Origin of the sequence: Pseudidiomarina salinarum, from assembly GCF_000753715.1 — a bacterium.
In the GTDB taxonomy this organism is placed as follows: domain Bacteria; phylum Pseudomonadota; class Gammaproteobacteria; order Enterobacterales; family Alteromonadaceae; genus Pseudidiomarina; species Pseudidiomarina salinarum.
Genome location: NZ_JPER01000001.1, coordinates 669263 through 695558, shown reverse-complemented (window position 1 = coordinate 695558; position 26296 = coordinate 669263). Strand labels below are relative to the sequence as shown.

Here is a 26296-nt window from a genome sequence, read left to right as displayed (position 1 = left end):
GCTTAATCAGCTGCGCGAACTTCCGCACGTCCCCGGTAAGGGGCGGCGTCTTTAAGCTGTTCTTCAATGCGTAACAGCTGATTGTATTTAGCAACCCGATCAGAACGGCATAATGAGCCGGTTTTAATCTGGCCGGCAGCAGTACCTACTGCCAGGTCGGCAATAGTCGCATCTTCGGTTTCACCGGAACGGTGTGAAATCACTGCGGTAAAGCCAGCTTCGCGAGCCATGCGGATTGCCGCCAGGGTTTCGCTCAGACTACCGATCTGATTAAACTTAATCAGAATCGAATTACCTATACCCTCATCAATGCCGCGCTTAAGGATTTTGGTATTGGTCACAAACAAGTCATCACCGACCAGTTGTACTTTATTCCCCAGGCGTTCGGTAAGAACTTTCCAGCCGTCCCAGTCACTTTCATCAAGGCCATCTTCAATCGAGATGATAGGGTAACGCTGACAAAGCCCGTCAAGGTAATCGGCAAAACCGGCGGCATCGAACTGTTTGCCTTCGCCGCTTAAATCATACTTGCCGTCGCGATAAAACTCAGACGCCGCGCAGTCCAGCGCTAAAGTAATATCGGTTCCCATGCGGTAGCCGGCCTTCTCAACCGCTTCGACAATCACCTCTAACGCTTCTTCGTTCGAGGCCAGGTTCGGCGCAAAACCACCTTCATCACCGACCGCTGTGCTCAGACCACGGTCCTGCAGCACGGCTTTGAGTGCGTGAAACACTTCAGCGCCCATTCGCAGGCCTTCGCGAAAGTTTTTCGCACCGACCGGCTGGATCATGAATTCCTGAATGTCGACGTTATTATCAGCGTGCTCGCCACCGTTAAGAATGTTCATCATCGGCAATGGCATGCTGAACTGACCGGCGGTACCATTCAGTGCCGCAATATGTTCATAAAGCGGAATTCCGGTACTCTGCGCAGCCGCTTTTGCGGTCGCCAGAGATACTGCCAGAATCGCATTAGCGCCAAGCTGCTCTTTATTCTCGGTGCCATCAAGGGCAATCATAATGTCGTCTACGCGCTGTTGATCGCTGGCTTCAACGCCAAGCAACGCCGGCCCAATCAAATCATTGATATTGGCGACCGCCTGTTGCACACCTTTGCCGAGGTAGCGCTTTTTATCGCCATCACGCAGTTCCAGTGCTTCGCGCGAGCCGGTAGAGGCACCGCTGGGCGCCGCCGCCCGGCCCCAACTGCCGTCCTGCAGATGCACGTCTGCTTCAACGGTCGGGTTACCCCGTGAGTCCATAATTTCACGAGCTACAATGTGACTGATTGTTGCCATGCGATGCTATTACTCCTGTCTTTTATCAATTAACTAAGCTGTTAACTACGCCGTTTTTTCTGATAGATACCGGCCGCTTCAATAAAGCCGCGGAACAACGGATGTCCGTCGCGTGGCGTCGAAGTGAACTCCGGGTGAAACTGAGCGGCCAAAAACCACGGATGATCCGGTAGTTCGATAATCTCAACCAGCCGGTTATCATGCGACCAACCCGAAACTTTCAGGCCGGCGGCTTCCAACTGCTCCACATAATGACCGTTGACTTCATAACGATGACGATGCCGCTCACGGATAGTATCCTGCCCGTATAACTTATGTGCCGTGGTGCCGGCAACCAGATTACAGGCCTGCGCGCCTAAGCGCATCGTGCCGCCCAAATCAGAACTCTGATCGCGCAGTTCCTTTTGCCCTTTTTCATCCATCCATTCGGTAATCAAGCCAACCACCGGATGCTTCGTCTTCAGATTGAATTCGGTACTGTCAGCGTCAGCCAGCCCAAGTACATTACGGGCATATTCAATAAGCGCAATCTGCATCCCCAGGCAAATACCAAAATAAGGGATTTTTTGCTCGCGGGCGTACTGAGCCGCCATGATCTTGCCTTTGATTCCGCGCTCACCAAAGCCACCAGGCACGATAATAGCGTCGACGTCAGCCAGCTTGGCAACGCCTTTGCTTTCGACATCCTGAGCGTCAATATAACGGATATTTACCGTCAGTCGGTTCTTCAGACCAGCATGCGCCAGTGCTTCGTTTACCGACTTATAAGCGTCAGGTAGCTCGATATACTTACCTACAAAACCAACGGTAATTTCACCGCTCGGGTTGGATTCCTGATACAGAACCTGTTCCCACTCTGACAAGTCAGCTTCTGGCCGATCCAGCCGGAAGCGGCTGACGATGATTTCATCCAGCCCCTGGGATTTCAGTATCGCGGGAATTTTATAAATGCTGTCGACATCTTTCAGACCGATAACCGCGCGTTCTTCAACATTGGTAAACAATGCGATTTTCGCCCGCTCGTTTGCAGGTAATGCGCGATCCGAGCGACAGATAAGGATGTCCGGCTGAATACCAATGGACCGCAGCTCTTTAACTGAGTGCTGGGTTGGCTTGGTTTTAACCTCGCCGGCAGCGCCCAGAAAAGGAACCAGGGTCAGGTGCATGAACAAGGTGCGATCACGCCCTACTTCAGTACCAAGCTGGCGGATGGCCTCAAGAAACGGTTGTGACTCGATGTCACCTACAGTACCGCCAATTTCAATCATCGCTACATCGTAGCCTTCAGCACCATCAACGATACGACGTTTTATTTCGTTCGTGATATGCGGAATAACCTGGATGGTCGCACCCAGGAATTCACCCTTGCGCTCACGGCGGATAATATCTTCGTAAACGCGGCCAGCGGTAAAGTTATTCTTCTTCGACATCCGCGTGCGGATAAAACGCTCATAATGCCCAAGATCGAGATCGGTTTCGGCGCCGTCTTCGGTGACAAACACCTCGCCGTGCTGAATCGGGCTCATGGTGCCCGGATCGACATTAATGTATGGATCAAGTTTAAGGATCGTGACCTTAAGGCCACGGGCTTCAAGTATTGCCGCTAATGACGCTGCAGCAATGCCTTTGCCCAGCGAAGATACAACACCGCCGGTGACGAAAATGTAATTAGTTGTCATGCGAGACCTAAATCGTCAGGTTAATTAGAGAATTGCTTCAAGACGGGAAAATAGTATACCCGAGCCGCGGTGCTCCGACAATTTAAAAAACCATTAACTGTCGGTGAGAACTTTCGCTGCCTGCCAATAAGCTTCGAGTTCGGCCAGGGTTAGTTCATCCGGCTGCAGCCCCTGCTCGCGCAAACGCGCTTCAATATGCTGAAAACGGCGCTTAAATTTTGTATTAGTACGCCGCAGAGCTTGTTCCGGGTTCACCTGTACATGGCGCGCCAGGTTAACCACCGCGAAGAGTAAATCGCCTATTTCGGCTTCAACCGCATCATGATCGGTTACATCCCGTTCCAGTTCAGCCATCACCTCAGCAAGCTCTTCACGAACTTTATCTGCTACCGGCGCAACTTGTGGCCAGTCAAAACCGACGGTGGCGGCGCGCTTCTGCAGCTTCTGTGCCGTCAGAATGGCGGGCAAATTAGCGGGGATCCCCGCAAACACAGTCGCGGCCTGGCCTTTTTCGCTGCGTTCCTGCTGCTTGATGCGTTCCCACTGCGCTTTAATTTCCGCGTCGCTCTGGGTAGTACTGTCACCAAATACGTGGGGATGCCGGCGTATCAGTTTCTCCGCCGTCTGCGCCGCGACCTCATCAAAAGTAAAATCACCCTGTTCGGCGGTCAGCTGGGTGTAAAACACCACCTGGAATAATAAATCACCGAGTTCATCTTTAATCTCGCCCAGATCGCCCTCAGTAATCGCCGCCGCCACTTCATAGGCTTCCTCAATGGTATAAGGAATAAGGCTGGTCAGGGTTTGCTGCAGATCCCACGGACACCCACCGGCCGGATCCCGTAACCGCCGCATCACCTGTAATAATTCGTCTACCCCTGGATACTGCGTTGTCGGTTTGCTCATTTAGTCATCCTGCTAACCTGGTGAATGCTTTTTAACTGTTGCAGCCGGCTGATGATACGCTGCAAGCCCTGGTTACTGTCGATCAACACTCCCAGCATGATCCGTGCCTGCTGGGCAGAACTGTCGGTGGTGGTTTCAAGTTGTGTGACGCTGGCTTTTTCATTCGCCAGAATACTGGTTATATCGTGCAGCAGGCCGTTGCGGTCATCCGCCTCAATCAGCAGATCAGCCCGGTAACTGGTCTGCTCCTGCTGGCTCCAGCTGACGGCCAGCCCGCGCTCAGGGTGCAGCTGCAGCAAATGCTGCAACTGTTCGCAGTCTTGCCGGTGCACCGACACCCCGCGCCCCTGAGTAACAAAACCCAAAATTTTCTCACCCGGCAGCGGCTGGCAGCAACCGGCAAATTGCACCAGCAAATTACCAATACCCTGTACCCGGACATCGCTTTGTTTGCCGGCACTGCGCTTGGGTTTGCGGGCGGTCAGCCGTTCCAGCCGCTCACTGGTGGCGTCGGCCGCCGGCCGCAACTGGTTGATAACCTGATGCAGACGCACATCCCCGGCACCAACCGCCGCACAAAGATCATCAATATGCTGCAGATTAAAACGTTCCAATACCTGCGACGCCTGCGTCAGCGGCAGCGATAACTTATGTAATTCGGTCTCCAGCAGCTCTTTACCGAGCTTTATATTCTTATCGCGGTCCAGCTTTTTAAAATAAGTCTGTACTTTACTACGCGCCCGGGCGGTATTGAGGTAACCCAGGCCGGGGTTAAGCCAGTCACGGCGCGGTTTCTCTTCTTTTTGCGTAAGAATTTCGACCCGCTCACCATTTTTCAGCTGGTAGGTAAAAGGTACGATATGCCCATCAACCTTGGCGCCGACACAGCGATGCCCGACGCCGGAATGAATGTAATAGGCAAAATCCAGCGGCGTCGCACCGCTGGGCAGATCAATGACCTCACCTTTCGGAGTAAATACATAGACCCGGTCCTCGAATACCTGGGAGCGTATTTCTGCCACCAGTTCATCGTTTTCGGCCATATCCTCATGCCAGGCCAGCAGCTTACGCAGCCAGGCAATTTTTTCCTCAAACCCATGGCGGCGACTCACGCCAGTACCTTCTTTATAAAGCCAGTGTGCCGCTACCCCTAATTCCGCATCGTCGTGCATATCAGCGGTGCGGATCTGAATCTCAATATGTTTGCCTTCCGGGCCAATAACCACCGTATGAATCGACTGATAGCCGTTCGCTTTTGGGGTAGCTATATAGTCATCAAACTCCGAACGGATATGGCGGTAGCGGCTATGGACCACGCCCAATGCGGCATAACAGTCTTTTAGTGAGTCAGTTACAATCCGCACCGCCCGTAAGTCATAAAGCTGGGTAAAATTCAGATGCTTTTTTTGCATCTTGCGCCAGATTGAATAGATATGTTTGGGCCGGCCATAGACATTCGCCTGAACGCCTTGCGCGCTCAGATCGCGCTCGACGGCGGCGACGAAGTCCTCAATGTAATGTTGCCGATCAACGCGCCGTTCATGCAGCTGGCTGGCAATGCTCTTATAGGTCTGCGGATGCAGGTAGCGGAAGGAGAGATCTTCAAGCTCCCATTTCATTTGTCCGATTCCCAGCCGGTTGGCCAGCGGCGCGTAAATTTCCTGGCATTCTTTGGCTGCCAGTACCCGCACTTCCTCGTCCAGATCTTTCACCTGACGTAAATAACAGATACGTTCAGCAAGTTTGATCAGTACCGCCCGCACATCAGCAACCATAGCCAGCAGCATGCGTCGGACATTGTCGATCTGCACCACATCAGGCTTACCATGCTGAAAATGCTGTAAATCGCTGATTGTTTGCATCTGTCGTACCGCCTGCAGCACTTTAAGCAGGTTGGTGCCGCTGGCGGCGATAATCTGGTCGTCGGAAATTAAGCCGGCTTCATAGGCGGGACTGTACAAGGCGGCCAGCAAGGATTCCTGATCCAGGTTCAGGCCGATCAGGATTTCGGCCATTTCCTGGCCTTTTACGTAGTGCTGGGCTTGTTTATGACAATAGCTTTGTAGTTTACTGGCATGCTGTTCAAGCTCCTGCCGACGTTCTTGCGGGTGCAACTGCGCCAGCCAGTCACCAGTATTCTGACCGGGCTTATCGACGTGGGTAGCGCGGACAAAGACCACTCCCAGTTACCTCCTCTCAAACCAGCTTAAGGTTTCAATGTGATGGGTCTGGGGAAACATGTCAACTATCTGCGCCTGCCTCAATTCATAACCTTTTGTTATAAGTAATGCCGCGTCACGCGCCAGGGTATCCGGCGCACAGGAAACATAAATAATTCGCTGCGGTGCCCGCGCCGTGATCTCGGCAATTGCATTCGCAGCGCCCTGTCGGGCCGGATCCAGCAAGACCTTATCGACGGTCTGACTGGCCAGCACCGGATGCTTCCACGGCTGCTCCAGATCAGCGCAGACCGCCTCCAGCTGCACCCCGGCACGGCTGGCATTCTCCGATAGCTGTGAAACCATCGAGGCGATACCTTCAACTGCCGTAACCTGTGCCCCTTTGCGGGCCAACGGAATGCTGAAATTGCCGCTCCCGGCAAAAAGGTCGAGCACCTGCTCACCCGGCTGCGGATCCAGCCACGCAATAGCCTGGGCCACCAGTTGCTGATTTAATTCAGCATGGGCCTGCAGGAAATTGCCGGGGGTAAAATTCAAACGGACACCTGAACTCATATATTGGGGTGCCGCTGGTTCACTGGCATCCTGGCGCGCCAGTCGTACCGCCGCATCAGCACCAACCTGCAGCCATACCTGCACCTGCTGTTGCTCAGCAAAGTTCTGCAGCAAGGCCTGATCCGCTGATTCCGGCGGTTGCTGCAAACGCAATAGCACCAGTCGTTCGCTGACCCCGGCAATAAGTTCGACATGCCCCAACTCACGCACTGATTTTAATCCTGGCAACAGCTGCTTTAACGGCGCTAATAGCGGGTTTAATTGATCGGACAGCACCAGACAATGGTCGATTTCAACAATGCTTTTACTGCCCCTGGCGCGAAAGCCCAGTCGCAGCGACTGGCGTTTCGGATCCCAGTGCACTGCCAGTCGTGTCCGCTGCCGGTAATTCCAGGCTGCTGCCTGCAGAGGCTCCAGCCAGTTCACTGCCGTGATGCCGGCAAATTTCTGCAGCAACTCGCTAACCACTTGTTGTTTATGGTCGCGTTGCGCTGCTAATTGCAGATGCTGCAAATCGCAGCCGCCGCATGAGGCGTAAAAGCGGCATGGCGGATTAACCCGCAGCGGACTGTGCTGGTGGATGGCTGTGAGCGTGCCTTCATATTTGCCGAGTGGCTGAAAACTGATTATCTCATCAGGTAAGGCGCCAGCGATAAAACGCGCGCCTTGGTCCGTACGCACAACGCCCCGGCCCTGATGATCAAGGCCGGTTACCGGCTGATTACGGCTGAGTGGCTGCGGCGCTTTAGTGCGTTGCGGAGGTCGGTAGATACGCGCCATAGGATGATTACAGCTGCGCTTGCACGCGCGCCTGAACCATCAGCTGCTTCATATCACGTACCGCCCGATCCAGGCCCACCAATACCGCACGGGAGATAATGGCATGGCCGATATTGAGTTCAGTAATCTGTGGTAACGCGGCAACCGCGGCCGTGTTGGTGTAATGTAACCCGTGCCCGGCGTTAACCTGCAACCCCTCGGCCTGAGCGTACTTCGCTGCATCGTGCAGCAGCATTAAAGAGTGTTTGGTGGTCGCCCGGGTTGGTTGCTGCGCATAGGCACCGGTATGCAGCTCAATAATAGGGGCGCCCACTTCAAAGGCCGCATCAATCTGCGCTTTATCGGGATCAATAAACAACGAGGGGATAATGCCGTCATCTCTGAGACGGGCTATCGCATCTTTGATTTTTTCTTTCTGACCAATAACGTCCAGCCCGCCTTCGGTGGTCAGCTCTTCACGCCGCTCAGGCACCAGGCAGCAGTAACTTGGCCGGATCCGGCTGGCGATCGTCAGCATTTCATCGGTCACCGCCATTTCCAGATTCATGCAGGTTTGCAGCGTTTTTGAAAGAATTTCTACATCGCGATCACTGATATGCCGGCGGTCTTCACGCAAATGAATGGTAATACTGTCGGCACCCGCCTGCTCTGCGATCGTAGCCGCGCTGACCGGATCAGGGTAAGTACCGCCACGTGCATTACGCAGGGTAGCAATATGGTCGATGTTCACGCCAAGCAGAATCGGCTCGCTGGAAGGTGCGTAATCCATATCAATAATCCTTAAACTGAGCGAATAACTGGCGACTGCGCAACGGCTTGTCGCCAAGAAAGGGATGCAACGCTTGTCGCATCAACCGCTTAAACGAGTTTAGCAGCTGTTGATCCTGTAACTCAAACGCCGCCATGCGGATAATATCCGCGCCACGGTAACTGGTCGTTGTCGGTGCCGGTAGCGGCATAAATCCGGCTTCGGGCAGAAACTGATAGCTGCCATCAGCGCGAATCGGGTCAGACTGGGTATCCTGATGCCAGTCAAAACCATGGCCCAGATGACAAAGTAACTGCCATTCGAAGCGTCGTAATAGCGGCTCGACCTGATCCGTCACCGCCAGCAGCGCCAGGCTTTGCTGGTAGTCATTAAACAACCCGTCTACCGACTGATAAGGCGATGTCAGCCGCTGGATGAGTTCATTCAGGTAAAAGCCCGAATACACCCGTTCGCCGGCTAAGGGAATATGGGAGCCAGCGAGTTCGGCCTGCGTTAAGGTTTGCAGTTCATGGCGGCCCCGGCTTTCAATCAGCAATGGGGTGAACGGCTGCAGAATGCTCCGCCAACGGCTTTTCGGTCGTCGCGCGCCTTTTGCTACAGCCCGGAATTTGCCTTGTTCTGCACTGTAAAACTCACACAAGAGTCCGGTATCCTGATAGGGCCAGCGATGCAGTACAAACGCCGGTTCCATCGCAGTTAGTCCTCCTGGTAGCCTAAACTGCGCAGGGCCCGCTCATCGTCTGCCCAGCCTGACTTCACTTTCACCCAAAGTTTCAGCAACACTTTACCGTCAATCAGGGCTTCAACATCACGCCGTGCTTCAGTGCCTATAGTCTTTAACTTCGCCCCACCAGCGCCGATAATCATGCGTTTTTGCCCTTCCCGCTCAACCAGAATAAGGGCATGAATATGGGTGGTACCGTTTGGTGCGGTTTTAAATTGCTCAATTTCAACTGTGGTGCTGTACGGCACTTCTTCGCCGGTAAAGCGCATCAGCTTCTCGCGAATAATCTCAGCGGTCATAAAGCGTACCGAACGATCGGTTACATAATCGTCCGGATAGTGATGCGCGCCAGGCTTAGCGTAATTGTGTACCAGCTTGCGCAAGGCCTCGACCTGATCGCCGGTTTCAGCTGACAAGGGCACAATTTCGACAAAGTCATGACGCTGGGCCAGTTGCTGTAACTGCGGCAGCAGGCTGGCTTTATCTTTCACCTGATCAATCTTATTCACGACCAGGATCACCGGGCGCTGAATCTTCTTCAGCTTATTGAGCACCATTTCATCATCGCTGCTCCAGCGATTGACCTCCACCACAAATAACACCACTTCGACGCCGCTCATTGAGCTGGCCGCGGTGCGATTCATTAAGCGGTTAATTGCCTTTTTCTCATCCTGGTGCAAGCCGGGGGTATCAACATAGACAATCTGCCGATCCCCTTCGGTTTCGATACCCAGGATTCGGTGGCGGGTGGTCTGCGGTTTGCTGGAAGTAATACTGATTTTCTGTCCGAGAATACGGTTAAGCAGCGTTGACTTACCCACGTTCGGGCGGCCCACGATGGCTACAAATGCAGATTCAGACTGAAATTCGGTTTCATTCATTGTTGGATATCCTGTTGCTGCAACTGGCTTAAGGCCTGTGTTGCTGCATGTTGTTCTGCTTTGCGGCGGCTGGTGCCGGTACCGGTAACGGGCTTCGGCAAGCCGGTCACTTTGCAGCTTACGGTGAATTGCTGGTTATGCGCTTGTCCCTGGGTGGCCACGACCTCGTAATCAGGTAATGGCTCCTGCCGGCCTTGCAGATACTCTTGTAACCGCGTTTTCGGGTCTTTATGTCCGGCTCCGGGCTTAATTGTCGCTAAATCCTTCTCGAACCACTGCAACACCACCTGCCGGCAGGTCGCCAGATCGCTTTCCAGGTACATAGCTCCAAGTATAGCCTCTACCCCGTCGGCCAGAATCGATTCGCGCCGGAAACCACCGCTTTTCAGTTCGCCCGGCCCAAGGACCAGGTGGGCCCCCAGCTTAAAGCGCTGCGCCAGTTTGGCCAGCGAGCGACCGCAGACTAAAGTAGCCCGCATCCGGCTGAGATCGCCTTCGTCAATGTTCGGAAAGCGCTCATACAGCGCTTCACTGATAATGATACCGAGTACGGAATCGCCCAGAAACTCCAGCCGCTCATTGTGCTGAGCGGCGGCACTACGATGGGTCAGCGCCTGCTGCAGCAGCGCTGGGTCAGAAAATTGGTAACCAATCGCCTGTTCTAATTCAGCGATTGGCGGTTTAGGTAAACTCACTTATTGTACCTGCCCCAAACGAGCCCAGCGAACCCCTGTCGGAATCCAGTCAGGCAGCAAGCTGTCGCGATCACGATCCATTTCAAAGCTCATCCAGATAAAGACAGCCCGGCCAACTAGGTTATCTTCCGGAACAAAGCCCCAATAGCGGCTGTCTTCTGAGTTATCACGATTGTCGCCCATGAAAAAGTACTCGCCTTGCGGCACAATCCATTCATCAATAGCGGTGCCATCCTGCTGGAAGTAAAACCGCGTACGCGGCGCAACACTCGGGTCAACCAGAATCTCATGATGAATATCGCCGATTTGCTCACGATACCGCTCTAGCGGCTGAGACCCGCTAAAGTATACGATGTCCTGTTCTTTGACGTTCTCCCGTATCACCCTGGCCTGCGGACAGGTTGTGCTCTCATTCACACAGGGCGGCTCCAGATAAAGCGTCTTGTTCCGATAAATAATCCGGTCGCCCGGCAGGCCGATAATTCGTTTAATATAGTCAACTTCAGGTGCCAGTGGGTATTTGAACACCGCAATATCACCACGTTCGGGTTTGTTCATCTCCAGCAACTCGGTACGCCATACCGGATCGCGCAAACTATAGCTAAATTTTTCAACCAGAATAAAATCACCGGCCAGCATGGTTGGCATCATCGAGGCTGAAGGAATTCTGAATGGCTCGTATAAAAAAGTACGCACCAACAGAATAATCAGCAGAATCGGAAATACCGACTGCGCAAACTCAGCAATTTTGCCCTGCGGGGCAATCCGCTCACGGGCCTGTGCGTCCAGCTCTTGCTGCAGCCGTTGCTCTTCATCAGCCACCCGTTGTTTACGGGCAGGCTTTTTATAGCGGGCGTCATACCACCAGATAATACCGGCCGCCAGTGTAATCACTGTCAGCAGAACTGAGTAAAAATTTGCCATTGGTTGTTCCTGTTATTATTTCCCAACTTTCAGTACGGCTAAGAAGGCTTCTTGCGGTACTTCTACGTTACCCAGCTGCTTCATCCGCTTCTTACCCTCTTTTTGCTTCTGCAGCAGTTTCTTCTTCCGGCTCACATCGCCACCGTAACACTTGGCAATGACGTTTTTACGAAGCTGTTTCACTGTCGCACGGGCAATAACGTGGTTACCGATAGTCGCCTGAATGGCGATATCGAACATTTGCCGGGGAATTAACTCCTGCATTTTTTCAACCAACTGACGACCCCGCCCCTGCGAGTGGTCACGGTGCGTGATCATCGCCAGAGCATCAACCCGTTCACCATTAATAAGTACGTCGACGCGCACCATGTCGGCTTCCTGGAAGCGTATAAACTGGTAATCCAGTGACGCGTAGCCTCGGCTGGTTGATTTCAGACGGTCGAAGAAGTCCATGACCACTTCAGCCATGGGCAACTCATAAGTCACCGCAACCTGTTTACCGTGATAGGTCATTTTCGTTTGCATACCGCGTTTATCCACGCACAGGGTAATAACGTTACCCAGGTACTCCTGCGGCACCAGAATGTTTGCTTCAACGACAGGCTCGTAAATGGTTTCAATGTCGTTAACCGGTGGCAGCTTCGTGGGGTTGTCCACTTTAACTTCCACACCGTCTTTACGCACGACCTTATAAACTACAGTCGGGGCGGTGGTGATAAGATCAATATCGTATTCACGCTCAAGCCGCTCCTGAATAATCTCCATGTGCAGCATACCAAGAAAGCCACAGCGGAAACCAAAGCCCAGCGCGCTGGAGTTTTCCGGCTCATAAAACAGTGAGGCGTCATTAAGTGACAGTTTACCCAGCGCATCCCGGAAGCTCTCATAGTCATCCGAGGATATAGGGAACATGCCGGCGTAGACCTGCGGTTTTACTTTCTTAAAACCCGGTAAGGGTGCGCTGGCAGGATTTTTTGCAAGCGTGAGGGTATCACCCACCGGCGCGCCAAGAATATCCTTGATACCGGCGATGATAAAGCCTACTTCGCCGCAGCGCAGGATGCCGGTTTCGGTTGGTTTCGGTGAGAAAAAACCAACTTTGTCGATCTGATGGGACTGTCCGGTCGACATGACTTTCATTTTATCGCCGGCGCGCAGTACACCGTTTTTCACCCGTACCAACGACACAACGCCCTGATAATTATCGAACCATGAATCGATAATCAGTGCCTGCAGCGGTTTTTCGGCATCGCCCTGAGGCGGCGGTATTTGCGTGACAATACGTTCCAGTACGTCATCAATACCTATGCCGGTTTTGGCCGAGCATTGCACTGCATCAATGGCTTCAATTCCTACGATATCTTCAATTTCTTCCGCTACCCGCATGGGATCAGCCTGGGGCAGATCGATCTTATTGAGAACGGGCACCACTTCCAGATCCATCTCTAACGCCGTGTAGCAGTTCGCCAGCGTCTGGGCTTCTACACCCTGAGCCGCATCGACTACCAGTAACGCCCCTTCACAACCGGCCAGGCTGCGCGACACTTCATAGGAAAAGTCGACATGGCCGGGGGTATCAATGAAGTTAAGCTGGTAGGTTTCGCCATTTTTAGCGGTGTAATGTAAGGTTACGCTCTGCGCCTTAATGGTAATGCCACGTTCCCGTTCAAGGTCCATGGAATCTAATACCTGTGCTGCCATTTCACGATCGGCCAAGCCACCACAATGCTGGATTAAACGATCGGACAAGGTAGATTTTCCATGATCAATATGCGCAATAATTGAGAAATTACGAATATTTGCTTGATTAAACGCCCGTTCTGGCATCAACGCCCCCGCAGAAAGCTATAAGAATACGACAATAACCGGAGATCATACTGATTATGCGGCACGGAACAAAGGAATTTCGGGGATTTCAGGTGATTTGCTGCACACTGAGTAACTGAGTGACCTGCACATCACGTAAATGCAGCCACCGACGCAGCAACCAGAAGCTTGCCGCAAAAGCCATCAGTGAGCCAATAATTGCTTGCCCTTCCGGCCAACCCAGCCCCTGCGTAAGCAGTATCGCACTAAGCAACAGGATCAGAATCGGCAGGATGTAAATAAGTAACGAAAATCGTGTCAATACCGCTTCTGGCAGCAGCAACTCGACCTGCTGCCCCACCGCAAAGGAACCGGCCGGACGTTGTACCAGAAACTCAGCGCGACGATCAGAAAAAGCTTTGGAGATAATACCCGCGCCACAGGTAGATTGCTGCTCGCAACCAGAGCAGCCTGTTTTCAACTGCGTACTCACCTGTAGCGAGTCAGGGTGAATTGCTGTGATCTCCGCAACTTCTCGAATCATAATTAATTTACCGGGGTGGTTCGGGTACTGATATTTTCGGCAATGCGCCGTAAGGTCTCGAGCGGTAACTTGCCAACTACAGTAACAGAATGGCCATTAACTACCGTATTAATAAAGGATTCAGGTCCTTCGAACGCCAGCGGCGGTAACCCTTGTTCACTCTGCTCTGATAAATACACGGATACATCCGTTAAACCGTCGCTATAAAGAAAGTAGTCGGCGGCAACCTGCGTCTCATACAGATACCTGTGGTTACTTCGCTGCAATTCAAATCCGTCTGGCATCCAGCCGGGAATTAACCCCATCTGCGCCGACGAAACCTGGCGACTATCATGCAAACGAGGCGGCCGCTGCACGCCCCGCAAGTCACTTAATGACACCGGCAAGTCGGCGCGCTGCTGGAAGGAGGTCAGCTGAATCTGTTCAAGGACATCGCCCTGCGGCGTCATCATCTGCATTTTCATCAGCATGCCACTCTCGCGGTCGACCCAGAGACTGTAATGGTAACGGCTGTTGTCACGGCTAACCAGGCGCAGGTATTGGGTGTCCCGGCCGGTAACGCGCATGCCACGACCGGCCAGCACCTGGTAATAAGGCTGCAACTGCTCGAATTTTTCGTAAAAGGCCACGGGCAACAGGCCATAAGTCACATCGCTTTGCAGTGAATAGGAGTTGTCGGTGGGCTGAAAATAGTAAGAAGTATGATCACCGAGCCGGAGAATACGTATATCCGCCCCGTTTAAATGAATCAAAAGTTCAACTTCCAGATCATCTGTATGGCGACCATGCATCCATAACATTGGCTGAATGCGGTCACCCTGAGTCTGGACTAAAGTGGCTTCAAAATTAAGGCTGCGAAGTGCTTCCGACATGCGGTCAAACCAAATCATGCCGGCGTTTTCCGCACGTTCTACACTGTCACTGGTTGCTTGCTCCGCCGGCTCTTGCGCAAGGACATTACTACCAGCGAACAACCATACCAAGGTAAGAATAAACCATTTAATTGTTGTCATTGCTGTCGGCTTGCTGTTCTACCGGCGCAGTCGGAGATGATTCCACCCGGGCCTCAGATTGACGTTCCTGTAGTGACAGTTGTAATTGTTGCTGGTGGTCACGCATATAGGCTTGCAACAGTTTACGTTGCTGCGCCAGCTCTGCCTGCGACGGATTGTTGTCTTCAATTACCGTATTGTAACTGACCGGATTACGGCCTCCGAAAGGTGTGGTTACCAGTGCCGGTTCAACAGCTTCATTACCCTGATCAACAAATGGTTGTTGCACTGACAGTACCGCCACCACCGCCACGCTTGCTGCAATGGCGATACTACCGGCTGGTTTCAGCCAGCGGCTGGCCGCGTTAACCAGCGTACCACCAGCATTTGCCGCCGGTCTGGCGCTGCGTTGGCCAAATTTGGGTTTAACGACATTACCGGTAGTCGCCGGCTCTGCGGCCAGACGATTGCGGATTTGGGCGCTGATATCCAACGGTTGATTCAGTTCCGCTTCACCGCGCATCACTTGTCCAATCAATGCATAGCGTTGCCAGCTCTGGCACGCCTCTTCATCAGCCAGCAATGCCTCCAGCTCACTGGCCAACTGCTGCTGATCAGCAATCTGGTTATCCAGCAAAGCGGAAGTCTTTTCTAAGCGGCGATCTGACATATCATTTCCTCGAATCAAGTTAGCGTTCCAATAACGGACGTAACTGTTGGTCTATTGCCTCACGAGCCCGAAATATACGGGAACGGACGGTGCCTATGGGGCAATCCATTTCTATTGCTATCTCTTCATAACCCAACCCTTCGATTTCCCGTAACGTGATAGCACGGCGCAAATCTTCGGGTAATTCATCGATGGTTCGCATAACGACATCACGAATTTCATCGGTTAATAATAAGTTTTCTGGCGTGGCGCTGTCTTTTAACGCGCCGGCACCTTCAAAATACTCAGCATCGCTGGCATCGACATCACTAGCCGGCGGTTTGCGCCCCTGCGATACCAGATAGTTCTTCGCCGTATTAACGGCAATCCGGTACAGCCAGGTATAAAAAGCACTGTCACCGCGAAAATTATCCAAAGCCCGGTACGCTTTTATAAAGGCTTCCTGCGCGACATCCGGAACGTCTGCCTGCTGCTTAACATAGCGGGCGATAAGGCTCATGACTTTGTGCTGATATTTTTTAACGAGCAAATCAAAGGCTCGTTGATCACCCTGCTGCACTCGCTGCACTAAGGCGTTATCAGTTTCTGGTTCACTCATTCGAGCCTGTACTCCTCAACTCAACTCATTTCCAGGTTCCAGGCCCGCTTTTACAATGAACTGCAATTGCAAATTCTGACCGGATTGTAAGTAAAAAGTTCGCAAAAATAATCAAAAAGAGTAAAATCGCGGCTATTCCACTGTCATCTAAACGATTTTTCGCTCTGTCGTTCGCTCCAAGGCACGTTCTTACTTTATGAAACAAACCAGTGATTATCAATGCGATGCACTTATTATCGGCAGCGGCGCGGCGGGTCTTACCCTGGCCCTGCAGCTGGCGGATCACACGCAGGTTATCGTATTGTCCAAGGGACCGCTGACTGAAGGCGCAACCTACTATGCTCAGGGCGGTATCGCAGCCGTATTCGATGAGAATGATAGCATTGAGAGTCATATTGAAGATACTTTAATTGCCGGCGCCGGGCTGTGCGACCCCAGGGCGGTTGAATTTACTACTCGTCAGGCAAAAGAGTGCCTGCAGTGGCTAATTCAGCTGGGAGTGAACTTTGATCAGGAAGCCAACAGCAACGGTGAAACCCGCTATCACCTGAACCAGGAAGGCGGCCATAGCCACCGCCGTATATTACATGCAGCTGATGCTACCGGCCGGGTGGTGGAAACCACCCTGGTTGATCAGGTTCGGCGGCACCCGAATATCCGCTTGTTTGAGCGCTACAATGCGGTCGACCTCATTACCCACAGGCATATCAATGCCGAACCTGGCTGTTATGGTGCCTATATCTGGAACCGGCGGGCTGAACGGGTTGAAACGGTCAGCGCGCGCTTCGTCGCCCTGGCCACTGGCGGCGCCAGCAAAGTCTACCAATACACCAGTAACCCTGATGTCGCCAGCGGCGATGGTATCGCTATGGCGTGGCGCGCTGGTTGCCAGGTGGAAAACATGGAATTTAATCAGTTCCATCCAACTTGTTTATTCCATCCCAAGGCACACACCTTTCTGCTGACCGAAGCGCTGCGCGGCGAAGGCGCTGTGCTGAAACGGCCGGATGGCAGCCGCTTTATGCCAGAATTCCATCCGGATGCGGAACTGGCGCCACGGGACATAGTGGCGCGCGCTATCGACTATGAGATGAAACGCCTGGGCGCCAATTGTATGTACCTGGATATCTCTCATCAGTCTGAAGACTTTATCCGCAAACATTTCCCGACTATCTATGACAAATGCCTGAGCCTTGGCATCGATATCAGTCGCGAGCCGATGCCCGTGGTTCCAGCTGCTCATTATACCTGTGGCGGCGTAAAAACTGACCTGCGGGCCCGTACCACTCTGCCGGGACTTTATGCTATCGGTGAAGTTGCCTGTACCGGGCTGCACGGTGCCAACCGGATGGCCAGCAACTCACTGCTGGAGTGTGTGGTTTTTGCCCGCGCTGCCGCCACCGACATCAGCGAACAACTTGCCGGGGTGTCCCTGCGGCAGGATTTGCCGGCCTGGGATGAAAGTAAAGTAATTAACTCGGATGAGGAAGTTGTCATTCAGCATAACTGGCACGAACTGCGACTCTTTATGTGGGATTACGTCGGCATTGTGCGCACCAGCAAACGGCTGCAACGGGCCCTCAACCGGATTGAGTTGCTGCAGCAGGAAATCCACGAATACTACAGCAACTTCCGGGTCAGTAATGACCTGCTGGAGTTGCGGAATCTGGTGCAGGTAGCTGAACTTATTGTACGCAGTGCCATGCAGCGTAAAGAAAGCCGAGGTCTGCATTACAATCTTGATTATCCGCAGACGGTGAAGCCGGCGCAATCAACGGTGCTCACGCCAAAGGCAAAGTAACCGGGACAGCCGCCGGTAATCGCTCTCGCTCATCCAGGCTCGCCAGAACCACAGCCAGCGCCGCTGAGCGCCGCCGTTACTAACCCTGAATACCGCACACCAAGGCGTCATCAGGATTGGCGCTTCGGTTCGCCAGCCGCACTGATCCAAATCATCCAACTGCACCCACACCGCGGTATCACTGTCGACACCCCAAACTGTTGCGGGCAACTGCGTCCAGCGCCAGGGCCTGAGCGACAACTGATACCCGCGGCCGTTCATTGAATCAGACTTTAACCCGCTTCAGGATCGTGGCCACCATGGCGGCAAGCTCAGGGTCCGGACACGATTGGTGCCCCATAAACCAGGCAAACAAATCCGGGTCATCACAGGTCAGCAAGCGCCGGAATGCCTCCTGTTGTTCCGCGTTAAGCTCATCGTAAGCTTCTTCCACAAAGGGCATAAAAAGTACGTCCAGCTCCAGCATCCCGCGCCGGCAAGCCCAGCGTAACCGGTTTTTGTTTTTCAATAATTCTGCAGATTGTTGCAGCTTTTCCATTTGGAATCCTTTTTACCCTTGTATACTCTGAATGTGTCCCCACTTAGTACATGTAAACGAGAGACAATGAGGTTAAATGTGCCAACAACAGAGTTTACCAAAGCTCCACCGGAATACGTAACAGTTTCCCTGCAGGATTACGGTGTAATCCGTCTTTCAGGTCCTCAGACTGAGACCTTTTTACAAGGTCAGCTGACCTGTGATCTGCGGGAGTTATCCCAGGATAACTGGTTGTTCTCCGCCCACTGCGATAATAAAGGCAAAGCAATGAGTACATTGTTTGTCTGTCGTTACGCAGATAGCGTACTGCTGATTACAGCCTTACCTGCATTGCGCGAAACCCTCGCCCAGCTGCAAAAGTTTGGTGTATTCAGTAAGGTAGAGATAAGCGATGCCAGTGATCAACTGCATTGCTATGGTGTTTTTGGTACTGCTGCACCGGCACATTTAGCTGACTTTGTGCAACAGCCACTCAACAGTGAGGGTGACCGGCCGGTTACGCAAACTGATGACGGCGTTGTTCTTAAGTTAGGTACACAGCCCGATCAATATCTGTATGTAACCAGTAACGATGATTTTCCGACCAATGCGGAAGCATCTTCCTGGCATGCACTGGAAATCGAGCGTGGTCGTGCTACCCTGCTTTCGGGTACAATACTGGAATACGTACCCCAGATGCTGAACGTGCAGGCGCTGCACGGTATCAGCTTCAATAAGGGATGTTATATCGGCCAGGAGACCATCGCCCGGATGAAATATCTGGGCAAGCAGAAGCGTGCACTTTATCGCCTGCGTGGCCAGGGTAATGCAGTGACACCGGGAACAACGGTTGAACAGCAACTTGGTGACAACTGGCGCCGTGCCGGCACGGTAATTAATGCAGTGAACCGTGCAGAGCAACAACTTGATGTGTTAGCTGTGTTACCTCACGATATCAGTGAGGATACCCAGCTACGTATTAAAGGCGATGACGCGAGTCTTTTGGAAATTTACCCACTGCCCTATAACTTGGATGAATCATGAGTCAAACAATTAGCCAGGACAACGTCGTTGGTATTCACTACACCGTGAAAACTGGAGAAGGTCAGGTACTGGATCAATCTAAAGAAGGCCAGCCGCTACAATTCATTTTTGGTCGCGGTATGCTAATCAAAGGCCTGGAAGACGCCCTTGCCGGCAAATCCGAAGGCGATAAGTTCGTTGCTGAAATCGACCCGGCTGATGCCTATGGTGAACGTCAGGAAGGTCTGATTCAGACCGTACCTCGCAGCCTGTTTGGCGATAGCGAAGTAGCACCTGGTATGCAGTTCCGTGCCAGCACCGACCAAGGCGAGCAATCCGTCATGATCGTTGACGTTAACGATGACGAAGTAACTGTTGACGGCAACCATCCGTTGGCCGGCGTTCCACTTAAGTTTGATGTAGAAGTTGTGGAAGTTCGTGAAGCAACTGCCAGCGAGCTGGATCATGGTCACGTTCACAACGAAGGTGACGACCACGCTTAACTGCCTGCTGATCAAACTGCTTGATCAGGAACTGAAAAACCGTAGCCCCGGCTGCGGTTTTTTTATGGCCGCCAGTCAAGCTGCCACTGGCGGGTAAAGTACCCGCTGTGCTATCTTGAATGTCTCCTAACTGGCTGATTAACGGACATTCGATGGCGCATAAAAAATACGGATATTCCCCTAAAACCGCCCTTGCTCAGGCCCTGGGGAAAATTGATCAGGAAACCCAGGGGGTGGTGCTGCCAATCCATGTGGCAACCACTTATATTCGGGGTAAAGATAATAGTTACCCAAGCGGTAACATCTATTCCCGCGCTGACAATCCAACTTATAAGCCAGTTGAAGCGCTGCTGTGTGAACTCGAACAGGGTCATGAGGCGCTGTTGTTTGGCTCGGGTATGGCCGCTGCCACCGCTGTATTCCTGGCCCTCTCTCCCGGCGATCATGTGCTGGCGCCGAAAGTGATGTACTGGTCATTACGCAACTGGCTGCTCAACTTTGCCACCAGTTGGGGTCTAAAGATCGAGCTGATCGACATGACAGATATTGACGCCGTTAAGCGCCACCTGCAGCCGGGCCGCACTAAGCTGGTATGGCTCGAAACCCCGGGCAATCCGCTATGGACTATTAGCGATATCGCTGCCATCAGCACCCTGGCCCACGAGGCTGGCGCTCAGGTAGCCGTCGATTCAACCTGTGCAACGCCGCTATTAACCCAGCCACTGGCGCTGGGCGCCGACGTGGTTATGCATTCCTGTACCAAATACTTAAATGGCCATTCTGATGTCATTGCCGGCGCCTTGATTGGCGCGCGCGATGATGCCTACTGGCAACGAATCCGCACGGTTCGGGCGCAAGGCGGAGCCGTGCCCGGTCCACATGACGCGGCGCAGTTACTGCGCGGCATGCGTACGCTACACCTGCGGGTACGCGAAAGCTGCAATACAGCGATGTTCCTGGCCAGACAACTGGAACAGCATCCGGCCATTGCCGAAGTTTTGTACCCGGGCCTGAAATCTTTTTCCGGCCATGAAATCGCCTGCCAGCAGATGCAAGGCGGGTTCGGCGGCATGTTGTCGGTGCGTGTAGCAGGAGGTGAAGCAGCAGCAATTCATGTCGCTGCCCATACCCGGCTCTGGAAGCGTGCCACTTCGCTTGGTGGCGTAGAGAGTTTAATCGAGCATCGGGCCAGCGTCGAAGGACCGGGCAGCCCTTGCCCGGCTGATCTGCTGCGTCTTTCAGTGGGCATCGAAGATCAGGACGAGTTACTGGCTGATTTACTGCAGGCGATGCCTGAGCAGTAAACCAGCCAGTGGTTTGGTTAAAGACCTGCTTTTTTAGGCCGCATATGAGGGAACAGCAACACATCACGGATAGTCGGAGAATCCGTCAGTAACATCACCAGCCGGTCAATTCCTATACCTTCACCGGCGGTCGGTGGCAGGCCATGTTCCAGCGCCGTGATGTAGTCTTCGTCATAAAACATCGCCTCATCATCACCGGCTTCTTTCTGCTCGACCTGATCCTTGAAGCGCTGAGCCTGATCTTCGGCGTCATTCAGCTCGGAGAAGCCATTAGCCAGTTCGCGGCCGCCGACAAAGAACTCAAAGCGGTCAGTTACGAAAGGATCGTCATCATTACGGCGAGCCAGCGGCGATACTTCTGCCGGATAGGCGGTAATAAAGGTTGGCTGAATCAGTTTATCTTCCGCTACCGCTTCAAAGATCTCGATCTGAACCTTACCTAAGCCCCAGATGCTCTTAATATGAATACCCAATTTACCAGCCAGTGCCGTCGCGGATTCCAGATCAGATAACTGCTCAGCGGTCGCTTCGGGCAGATGGGTGAAAATGGCTTCAAGTACTGTCATCCGGGTAAATGGCTTACCGAAATCATACTGAACGCCTTCACTTTCAAATTGGGCTGAACCCAGTATTTCAGTGGTCATGCCGCGCAGCATATCTTCAGTCAGATTCATCAGATCCTGATAGTCAGCATAAGCCCAGTAAAACTCCAGCATAGTGAATTCAGGATTATGCCGTGTTGAAAGGCCTTCATTACGGAAGTTCCGGTTTACTTCAAAGACTTTCTCAAAGCCACCGACAACCAGCCGCTTCAGATAAAGCTCGGGAGCTATACGCAGGTACAATTGCATATCCAGGGCATTATGATGGGTCACAAAAGGACGCGCTGCAGCACCGCCCGGAATGGTCTGCATCATCGGCGTTTCAACTTCCAGAAACTCTCTTGCTGCCAGGTAACGACGAATATAGTCGACCACTTTAGAGCGGATAATAAAGGTTTTACGCGACTCTTCATTGGTAATTAAGTCGAGATAGCGCTGCCGGTAACGGATTTCCTGATCAGCCAGGCCGTGAAATTTATCCGGTAATGGCCGTAACGCTTTGGTCAGTAACCGAAGATCATCAACCTGGATGCTCAATTCACCGGTGCCGGTAATAAATAATGTTCCTTCAGCGCCGATGATGTCGCCAAGATCCCATTTTTTAAATTCCTGGTTATAAAAACCTTCCGGCAGATTGTCGCGCGCCGCATAGATTTGAATCTGGCCTGACATATCCTGTAAGGTCGCAAAACTCGCTTTACCCATGATCCGGCGGGTCATCATGCGCCCTGCTACCTTAACCCGGATGCCCTGACCCGCTAGCGCTTCTTTTTCGACCCCATCATATTGCTGATGCAGGTTAGCCGCCAGGCTGTCACGGCGAAAGTCATTGGGGAAGGCAACGCCCTGTTCACGGAGCGCAGCAAGCTTGGCTTTACGCTGAGCGATTTGTTCGTTTACATCCAGCTCAGAGCCATGCGTTTTATCGTTCATTTCTGCTTCCTATAGGTTTTACAGGCCTGATTTCAGGCTCGCTTCAATAAAGGGATCCAGAGCACCATCTAATACCGCCTGGGTATTACGGTTTTCAATGCCGGTGCGAAGGTCTTTGATTCGGGCATCGTCCAGTACATAAGAGCGGATCTGGCTGCCCCAGCCGATGTCCGACTTTGAGTCTTCCAGCGCCTGTTTCTCCGCCAGTTGCTTCTGCAATTCCATTTCGTAAAGCTTAGCGCGTAACTGTTTCATGGCCGCATCGCGGTTCTTATGCTGGGAACGGTCACTCTGACACTGCACGACAATGCCTGAAGGCTCATGGGTAATACGTATTGCTGAATCAGTCCGGTTAACGTGCTGACCGCCCGCTCCCGACGCCCTGTACGTGTCGACCCGCAAATCCGCCGGATTGATTTCAATGTCAATTGAGTCGTCAATTTCCGGATAAACAAACACCGAAGCAAACGACGTGTGCCGGCGGTTGCCTGAATCAAATGGCGATTTACGAACCAGTCGGTGTACCCCGGTCTCTGTACGTAACCAGCCATAAGCATAGTCACCCTGGATTCGCACCGTTACCGATTTAATGCCGGCCACTTCACCTTCAGATAATTCGGTAATCTCTGTCTTAAAATCATGAGCTTCTGCCCAACGTAAATACATACGCAGCAGTATATTAGCCCAGTCCTGGGCTTCAGTGCCGCCCGAGCCGGACTGAACATCAAGGTAGCAATCGGACTTATCCATATCACCGGAAAACATGCGGCGAAACTCAAGGTTTGCCAGCTGTCCTTCCAGTTGCTCAAGCTCGGCGACCGCCTCCTGATAGGTTTCCTCGTCTTCCGCTTCTACTGCGAGATCAACCAGACCCTCAACATCTTCCAGCCCTTGCTGTAGATTACTAAGAGTTTCAACAACTTGTTCGAGCGCCGCCCGCTCTTTACCCAGCGACTGAGCGCGCTCCTGATTTTCCCAGATTTTTGGATCCTCGAGTTCGCGGGTTACTTCTTCTAAGCGCTCAACCTTGTTAGCGTAGTCAAAGATACCCCCGAAGCGCTTCGCTGCGGGCGCGCATTTCTTTAATTGCTACGTAAGTCGCATTGGTTTCAAACATATAGTTTTTGCTCACAACTCGCTGAATTCGGAAAAAGGCGTGTATTCTATCGCAAAGCAGTAAAATGCTCTAGCTGCAGCTGCACTGATGTGCGGCCGCGGAAGTGATTTAACTGTGGTTTATACAAAGCGTGGATCTGCCGTACCCTGGGATCCGGCCATACCGTCGTATCTATATTGAAAGCAATGGCGTCGACAGTGACCCGCTGCGGCCCCTGCAATACCAGTTTCAGGTGACGTTCACCAACTAAGCGCTGACTCACCACAGTAAATTCACCATCAAATAATGGCTCGCTGAAGCCCTGGCCCCAGGGGCCGTAACTTTCTATTTGCCTTACAAATGGCTCGGTAAAGCCCCCGGCATCGAGCTCACCATCTGACCACAAAGTGCGGGTTAATTGCTCAGGTTCCAGCCAGCTTTCGGCGATGGCGGTTACCGCGGTCCGAAACTCGGTTAGCAGCTCGCTGCGCAAAGTCAGGCCGGCCGCCATCGCATGCCCGCCAAAACGCTCAACCAGCTGCGGGTGCAAGGTATGCACACGTTCCAGTAAATCACGGATATGCAGACCAGGTATTGATCGCGCAGAACCCTTCAACCAGCCGGGTTCGGCTTCGGCGAAGGCAATTACCGGCCGATGGCATTGTTCCTTTACTCTGCCGGCAACAATACCCACCACGCCCTGATGCCAGCCGGACTGATGCAGTACCAGAATGGGCGGCAACTGCTCGGCATCATCGGTCAGGCCACTGACATAGACCTCGGCTTCTTCCCGCATTTCAGTTTCAATATGGCGACGGTCTTTATTCAGCTGATCCAGTTGCTGTGCCATCATGCGAGCTTGCTCTAAATCAGTTGTCAGCAAGCATTCGATACCGGCACCCATATCATCAAGCCGCCCGGCCGCATTAATCCGCGGTGCCACGGCAAACCCCAGATCAGCGGCCTGCAGGCTCGCGGGATCGCGCCCGGCCACTTCCAGCAAAGCCTGTATACCGGGGCGACAATGACCCGCCCTAATCCGCTGTAACCCCTGCTGCACCAGAATCCGGTTCACTCCATCCAGCTTAACCACGTCAGCCACTGTTCCCAGCGCCACCAGATCCAGCCAGTCGGCCAGGTTGGGCGTTGCCTGTCCGGCGTCACGCAAATGCTGCCGTAGCGCCAGTAACACATAAAAGGCTACGCCAACCCCGGCAATGGATTTACCGGGGAACTGACAGTCAGGTTGGTTGGGGTTGACGATCGCAAAGGCGGCGGGCAGTTCAGCACCAGCCAGGTGATGATCGGTAATAACCACGTCAATACCGGCGGCTGTTGCGGCTTGCACCCCGGCATGGCATGAAATGCCACTATCGACGGTAATGATAAGTTCGGCACCTTGCTGGCGGGCTTGTTCCACCACCGAAGGCGACAAGCCATAACCATCCGCGAACCGGTTCGGAACTATATAGCCGATGTGTTGTGCGCCCATCGCCTGCAATACAGAAACCATTAGCGCGGTCGAGGTCGCGCCATCGGCATCGAAATCTCCGCAAATACAGATCCGCTGCTGCTCGTTAAGTGCCGTAGCAATGCGCTCAGCAGCCCGCTGCACGTGTTTCAGCGTGTTGAAGTGCGGCAGGCCGCGGGTTGACAGATCTAACTGTGACGGCGCTTTGATGCCCCTGCGGGCGAGTATTTGTCTGAGTACTACCGGAATGTCATCCGGTAACGCCGAAATATCCGCCGCGGGATAGCGCTGAATAGTTACAGATGCCATCGCTGCTTACTTCTCGATTTCCTCAAGTAACTTTTGCGGAGGCAGTAAACCCGGCAATAAACGACCCGACTCCAGCACTATTGCCGGGGTTCCTCGCACACCAAACTTTTTACCTAAGGCAAAGTGTTCGGCCACAGGATCATCGCATGCACCTGAACGCACGGGCTGGTCTTGCTTCACTGCCGTCATAGCGGTTGCTGGATCTGCCGCACACCAGACCTGCTGTAACTGGTTAAACGCAGTACCCTGTAAACCCGTACGCGGCCAGCCAAGATAGCGAATGGTAATGCCTTCAGCGAGATAATTCGCGCGATTTTCGTGCAACTGCCGGCAGTAGCCACAGGTTGGATCGGTAAATACCCAGATCACATGTTCTTCATCCGGTGCCGTGAATTCAATCACGCTGTCCTTCACCTGTTCCAGATCATTAAGCCGCATCGCCTGTAGCCGCTGTTCACTTAAATTCTCTGGCTGGGCGCCGGTGATGTCGTAGATACGACCACTAACAAGCTTTTTACCGCCGTCAGCGACGTAAATCAGCCCTTCGTTGGTAATCACTTCATATAAACCATCAACCGAAGACGGGCTTATCTGTTCGATGCTGAAGCCCATACGCTCCAGGTGCGTAGTATCAATATCTGTTGCCGGTGTTTTGGCGTCCTGCGCATCGCCCTGCGGGCTGCAGGCCATTAAACCTACGACAAGTAAACTTAGTAAGGAATTTTTCATGGTTAAT

Annotated in this window: 25 protein-coding genes; 4 read left to right on the top strand and 21 right to left on the bottom strand. The window is 52.9% G+C overall.

The features are described from left to right. Window positions 1–2: 2 nt before the first annotated feature. The 15 genes from eno to rpoE form a co-directional block, all read right to left on the bottom strand. Complete coding sequence (eno, locus tag IDSA_RS03340; protein ID WP_034774162.1) at window positions 3–1298, bottom strand: phosphopyruvate hydratase; 1296 nt, start codon at window positions 1296–1298, stop codon at window positions 3–5. A gap of 41 nt (window positions 1299–1339) precedes the next feature. Beyond that, entirely contained in the window at window positions 1340–2977 is a 1638-nt protein-coding gene (locus IDSA_RS03335; protein ID WP_034774159.1) for a CTP synthase, read from the bottom strand. A 93-nt stretch (window positions 2978–3070) separates the two neighbouring features. After that, window positions 3071–3883, bottom strand: a complete 813-nt coding sequence (gene mazG / locus IDSA_RS03330; RefSeq protein WP_034774158.1) for a nucleoside triphosphate pyrophosphohydrolase — start codon at window positions 3881–3883, stop codon at window positions 3071–3073. Further along, on the bottom strand, window positions 3880–6063 hold the full coding sequence (gene relA, locus IDSA_RS03325; RefSeq protein ID WP_034774157.1) for a GTP diphosphokinase: 2184 nt from the start codon (window positions 6061–6063) through the stop codon (window positions 3880–3882). The genes mazG and relA overlap by 4 nt, the downstream gene beginning before the upstream one ends. A 6-nt stretch (window positions 6064–6069) precedes the next feature. Beyond that, window positions 6070–7398 (bottom strand): 23S rRNA (uracil(1939)-C(5))-methyltransferase RlmD, encoded by a 1329-nt coding sequence (gene rlmD / locus IDSA_RS03320; RefSeq protein ID WP_034774154.1) that lies wholly within the window; start codon window positions 7396–7398, stop codon window positions 6070–6072. Window positions 7399–7405: 7 nt separating this feature from the next. Beyond that, on the bottom strand, window positions 7406–8167 hold the full coding sequence (gene pdxJ / locus IDSA_RS03315) for a pyridoxine 5'-phosphate synthase (RefSeq protein ID WP_034774152.1): 762 nt from the start codon (window positions 8165–8167) through the stop codon (window positions 7406–7408). A gap of 1 nt (window position 8168) precedes the next feature. Continuing rightward, the gene (gene recO, locus IDSA_RS03310; protein ID WP_034774151.1) at window positions 8169–8858 is read right to left on the bottom strand and encodes a DNA repair protein RecO; all 690 of its coding nucleotides are present in this window, start codon (window positions 8856–8858) and stop codon (window positions 8169–8171) included. A 5-nt stretch (window positions 8859–8863) separates the two neighbouring features. Next, window positions 8864–9772: a GTPase Era gene (gene era / locus IDSA_RS03305; protein WP_034774148.1), complete on the bottom strand. Its 909-nt coding sequence runs from the start codon at window positions 9770–9772 to the stop codon at window positions 8864–8866. Continuing rightward, window positions 9769–10467 (bottom strand): ribonuclease III, encoded by a 699-nt coding sequence (rnc, locus tag IDSA_RS03300; RefSeq protein ID WP_034774147.1) that lies wholly within the window; start codon window positions 10465–10467, stop codon window positions 9769–9771. The genes era and rnc overlap by 4 nt, the downstream gene beginning before the upstream one ends. Beyond that, window positions 10468–11391: a signal peptidase I gene (gene lepB / locus IDSA_RS03295; protein ID WP_034774145.1), complete on the bottom strand. Its 924-nt coding sequence runs from the start codon at window positions 11389–11391 to the stop codon at window positions 10468–10470. Between the two features lie 15 nt (window positions 11392–11406). Continuing rightward, on the bottom strand, window positions 11407–13218 hold the full coding sequence (lepA, locus tag IDSA_RS03290) for a translation elongation factor 4 (protein ID WP_034774144.1): 1812 nt from the start codon (window positions 13216–13218) through the stop codon (window positions 11407–11409). 88 nt (window positions 13219–13306) lie between these two features. Then, complete coding sequence (locus IDSA_RS03285) at window positions 13307–13741, bottom strand: SoxR reducing system RseC family protein (protein ID WP_051986033.1); 435 nt, start codon at window positions 13739–13741, stop codon at window positions 13307–13309. Between the two features lie 2 nt (window positions 13742–13743). Further along, entirely contained in the window at window positions 13744–14754 is a 1011-nt protein-coding gene (locus IDSA_RS03280; protein ID WP_051986032.1) for a MucB/RseB C-terminal domain-containing protein, read from the bottom strand. Further along, on the bottom strand, window positions 14741–15403 hold the full coding sequence (locus tag IDSA_RS03275; protein WP_051986031.1) for a sigma-E factor negative regulatory protein: 663 nt from the start codon (window positions 15401–15403) through the stop codon (window positions 14741–14743). The genes IDSA_RS03280 and IDSA_RS03275 overlap by 14 nt, the downstream gene beginning before the upstream one ends. 19 nt (window positions 15404–15422) lie before the next feature. Then, a complete protein-coding gene (gene rpoE / locus IDSA_RS03270) occupies window positions 15423–16001 on the bottom strand; it encodes an RNA polymerase sigma factor RpoE (RefSeq protein ID WP_034774143.1) in 579 nt (192 codons plus the stop codon). A 196-nt stretch (window positions 16002–16197) separates the two neighbouring features. On the opposite strand from rpoE, the gene nadB reads away from it, so the two are divergent. Continuing rightward, window positions 16198–17802, top strand: a complete 1605-nt coding sequence (gene nadB, locus IDSA_RS03265; protein ID WP_034774141.1) for an L-aspartate oxidase — start codon at window positions 16198–16200, stop codon at window positions 17800–17802. Here the strand turns inward: nadB and IDSA_RS12085 are convergent. Next, window positions 17773–18012, bottom strand: coding sequence for a hypothetical protein (locus IDSA_RS12085; protein ID WP_126760533.1), 240 nt, complete (start codon window positions 18010–18012; stop codon window positions 17773–17775). The genes nadB and IDSA_RS12085 overlap by 30 nt on opposite strands. 55 nt (window positions 18013–18067) lie before the next feature. Further along, a complete protein-coding gene (locus IDSA_RS03260) occupies window positions 18068–18340 on the bottom strand; it encodes an FAD assembly factor SdhE (RefSeq protein ID WP_034774140.1) in 273 nt (90 codons plus the stop codon). A 66-nt stretch (window positions 18341–18406) separates the two neighbouring features. On the opposite strand from IDSA_RS03260, the gene ygfZ reads away from it, so the two are divergent. From ygfZ to IDSA_RS03245, 3 genes are all read left to right on the top strand, one after another. Beyond that, window positions 18407–19363: a tRNA-modifying protein YgfZ gene (gene ygfZ, locus IDSA_RS03255; RefSeq protein WP_034774139.1), complete on the top strand. Its 957-nt coding sequence runs from the start codon at window positions 18407–18409 to the stop codon at window positions 19361–19363. Continuing rightward, window positions 19360–19845, top strand: coding sequence for an FKBP-type peptidyl-prolyl cis-trans isomerase (locus IDSA_RS03250; protein WP_034774138.1), 486 nt, complete (start codon window positions 19360–19362; stop codon window positions 19843–19845). Before ygfZ ends, IDSA_RS03250 begins: the two co-directional genes overlap by 4 nt. A gap of 152 nt (window positions 19846–19997) precedes the next feature. Further along, complete coding sequence (locus IDSA_RS03245; RefSeq protein WP_034774135.1) at window positions 19998–21149, top strand: trans-sulfuration enzyme family protein; 1152 nt, start codon at window positions 19998–20000, stop codon at window positions 21147–21149. 17 nt (window positions 21150–21166) lie between these two features. On the opposite strand, the gene lysS is transcribed toward IDSA_RS03245, so the two are convergent. The 4 genes from lysS to dsbC all read right to left on the bottom strand — a co-directional run bounded on the left by lysS (window position 21167) and on the right by dsbC (window position 26289). Further along, entirely contained in the window at window positions 21167–22684 is a 1518-nt protein-coding gene (gene lysS, locus IDSA_RS03240) for a lysine--tRNA ligase (RefSeq protein WP_034774133.1), read from the bottom strand. Window positions 22685–22702: 18 nt separating this feature from the next. Next, window positions 22703–23801, bottom strand: a protein-coding gene (prfB, locus tag IDSA_RS03235; protein ID WP_126760534.1) for a peptide chain release factor 2 whose coding sequence is annotated in 2 segments (ribosomal slippage) — window positions 22703–23725 and window positions 23727–23801 — 1098 coding nt in all. Because the reading frame shifts where the segments join, the coding sequence is not laid out codon by codon here. A gap of 46 nt (window positions 23802–23847) precedes the next feature. Continuing rightward, complete coding sequence (gene recJ, locus IDSA_RS03230) at window positions 23848–25560, bottom strand: single-stranded-DNA-specific exonuclease RecJ (protein ID WP_034774129.1); 1713 nt, start codon at window positions 25558–25560, stop codon at window positions 23848–23850. 6 nt (window positions 25561–25566) lie between these two features. Then, window positions 25567–26289 carry a bifunctional protein-disulfide isomerase/oxidoreductase DsbC gene (dsbC, locus tag IDSA_RS03225; protein ID WP_034774128.1) on the bottom strand — a complete coding sequence of 241 codons (723 nt, stop codon included), beginning with the start codon at window positions 26287–26289 and terminating at the stop codon, window positions 25567–25569. Between the last annotated feature and the right edge of the window lie 7 nt (window positions 26290–26296).

What these genes read in the sequence shown, in the direction of transcription:
- ygfZ (WP_034774139.1), top strand. Translation starts at nt 18,407, where the DNA reads ATGAGGTTAAATGTGCCAACAACAGAGTTTACCAAAGCTCCACCGGAA.
- lepA (WP_034774144.1), bottom strand. Translation starts at nt 13,218, where the DNA reads ATGCCAGAACGGGCGTTTAATCAAGCAAATATTCGTAATTTCTCAATT.
- IDSA_RS03285 (WP_051986033.1), bottom strand. Translation starts at nt 13,741, where the DNA reads ATGATTCGAGAAGTTGCGGAGATCACAGCAATTCACCCTGACTCGCTA.
- eno (WP_034774162.1), bottom strand. Translation starts at nt 1,298, where the DNA reads ATGGCAACAATCAGTCACATTGTAGCTCGTGAAATTATGGACTCACGG.
- IDSA_RS03335 (WP_034774159.1), bottom strand. Translation starts at nt 2,977, where the DNA reads ATGACAACTAATTACATTTTCGTCACCGGCGGTGTTGTATCTTCGCTG.
- pdxJ (WP_034774152.1), bottom strand. Translation starts at nt 8,167, where the DNA reads ATGGATTACGCACCTTCCAGCGAGCCGATTCTGCTTGGCGTGAACATC.
- mazG (WP_034774158.1), bottom strand. Translation starts at nt 3,883, where the DNA reads ATGAGCAAACCGACAACGCAGTATCCAGGGGTAGACGAATTATTACAG.
- rlmD (WP_034774154.1), bottom strand. Translation starts at nt 7,398, where the DNA reads ATGGCGCGTATCTACCGACCTCCGCAACGCACTAAAGCGCCGCAGCCA.
- rpoE (WP_034774143.1), bottom strand. Translation starts at nt 16,001, where the DNA reads ATGAGTGAACCAGAAACTGATAACGCCTTAGTGCAGCGAGTGCAGCAG.
- IDSA_RS03260 (WP_034774140.1), bottom strand. Translation starts at nt 18,340, where the DNA reads ATGGAAAAGCTGCAACAATCTGCAGAATTATTGAAAAACAAAAACCGG.
- lepB (WP_034774145.1), bottom strand. Translation starts at nt 11,391, where the DNA reads ATGGCAAATTTTTACTCAGTTCTGCTGACAGTGATTACACTGGCGGCC.
- IDSA_RS03275 (WP_051986031.1), bottom strand. Translation starts at nt 15,403, where the DNA reads ATGTCAGATCGCCGCTTAGAAAAGACTTCCGCTTTGCTGGATAACCAG.
- lysS (WP_034774133.1), bottom strand. Translation starts at nt 22,684, where the DNA reads ATGAACGATAAAACGCATGGCTCTGAGCTGGATGTAAACGAACAAATC.
- recO (WP_034774151.1), bottom strand. Translation starts at nt 8,858, where the DNA reads ATGGAACCGGCGTTTGTACTGCATCGCTGGCCCTATCAGGATACCGGA.
- IDSA_RS03280 (WP_051986032.1), bottom strand. Translation starts at nt 14,754, where the DNA reads ATGACAACAATTAAATGGTTTATTCTTACCTTGGTATGGTTGTTCGCT.
- dsbC (WP_034774128.1), bottom strand. Translation starts at nt 26,289, where the DNA reads ATGAAAAATTCCTTACTAAGTTTACTTGTCGTAGGTTTAATGGCCTGC.
- IDSA_RS03245 (WP_034774135.1), top strand. Translation starts at nt 19,998, where the DNA reads ATGGCGCATAAAAAATACGGATATTCCCCTAAAACCGCCCTTGCTCAG.
- recJ (WP_034774129.1), bottom strand. Translation starts at nt 25,560, where the DNA reads ATGGCATCTGTAACTATTCAGCGCTATCCCGCGGCGGATATTTCGGCG.
- nadB (WP_034774141.1), top strand. Translation starts at nt 16,198, where the DNA reads ATGAAACAAACCAGTGATTATCAATGCGATGCACTTATTATCGGCAGC.
- IDSA_RS03250 (WP_034774138.1), top strand. Translation starts at nt 19,360, where the DNA reads ATGAGTCAAACAATTAGCCAGGACAACGTCGTTGGTATTCACTACACC.
- era (WP_034774148.1), bottom strand. Translation starts at nt 9,772, where the DNA reads ATGAATGAAACCGAATTTCAGTCTGAATCTGCATTTGTAGCCATCGTG.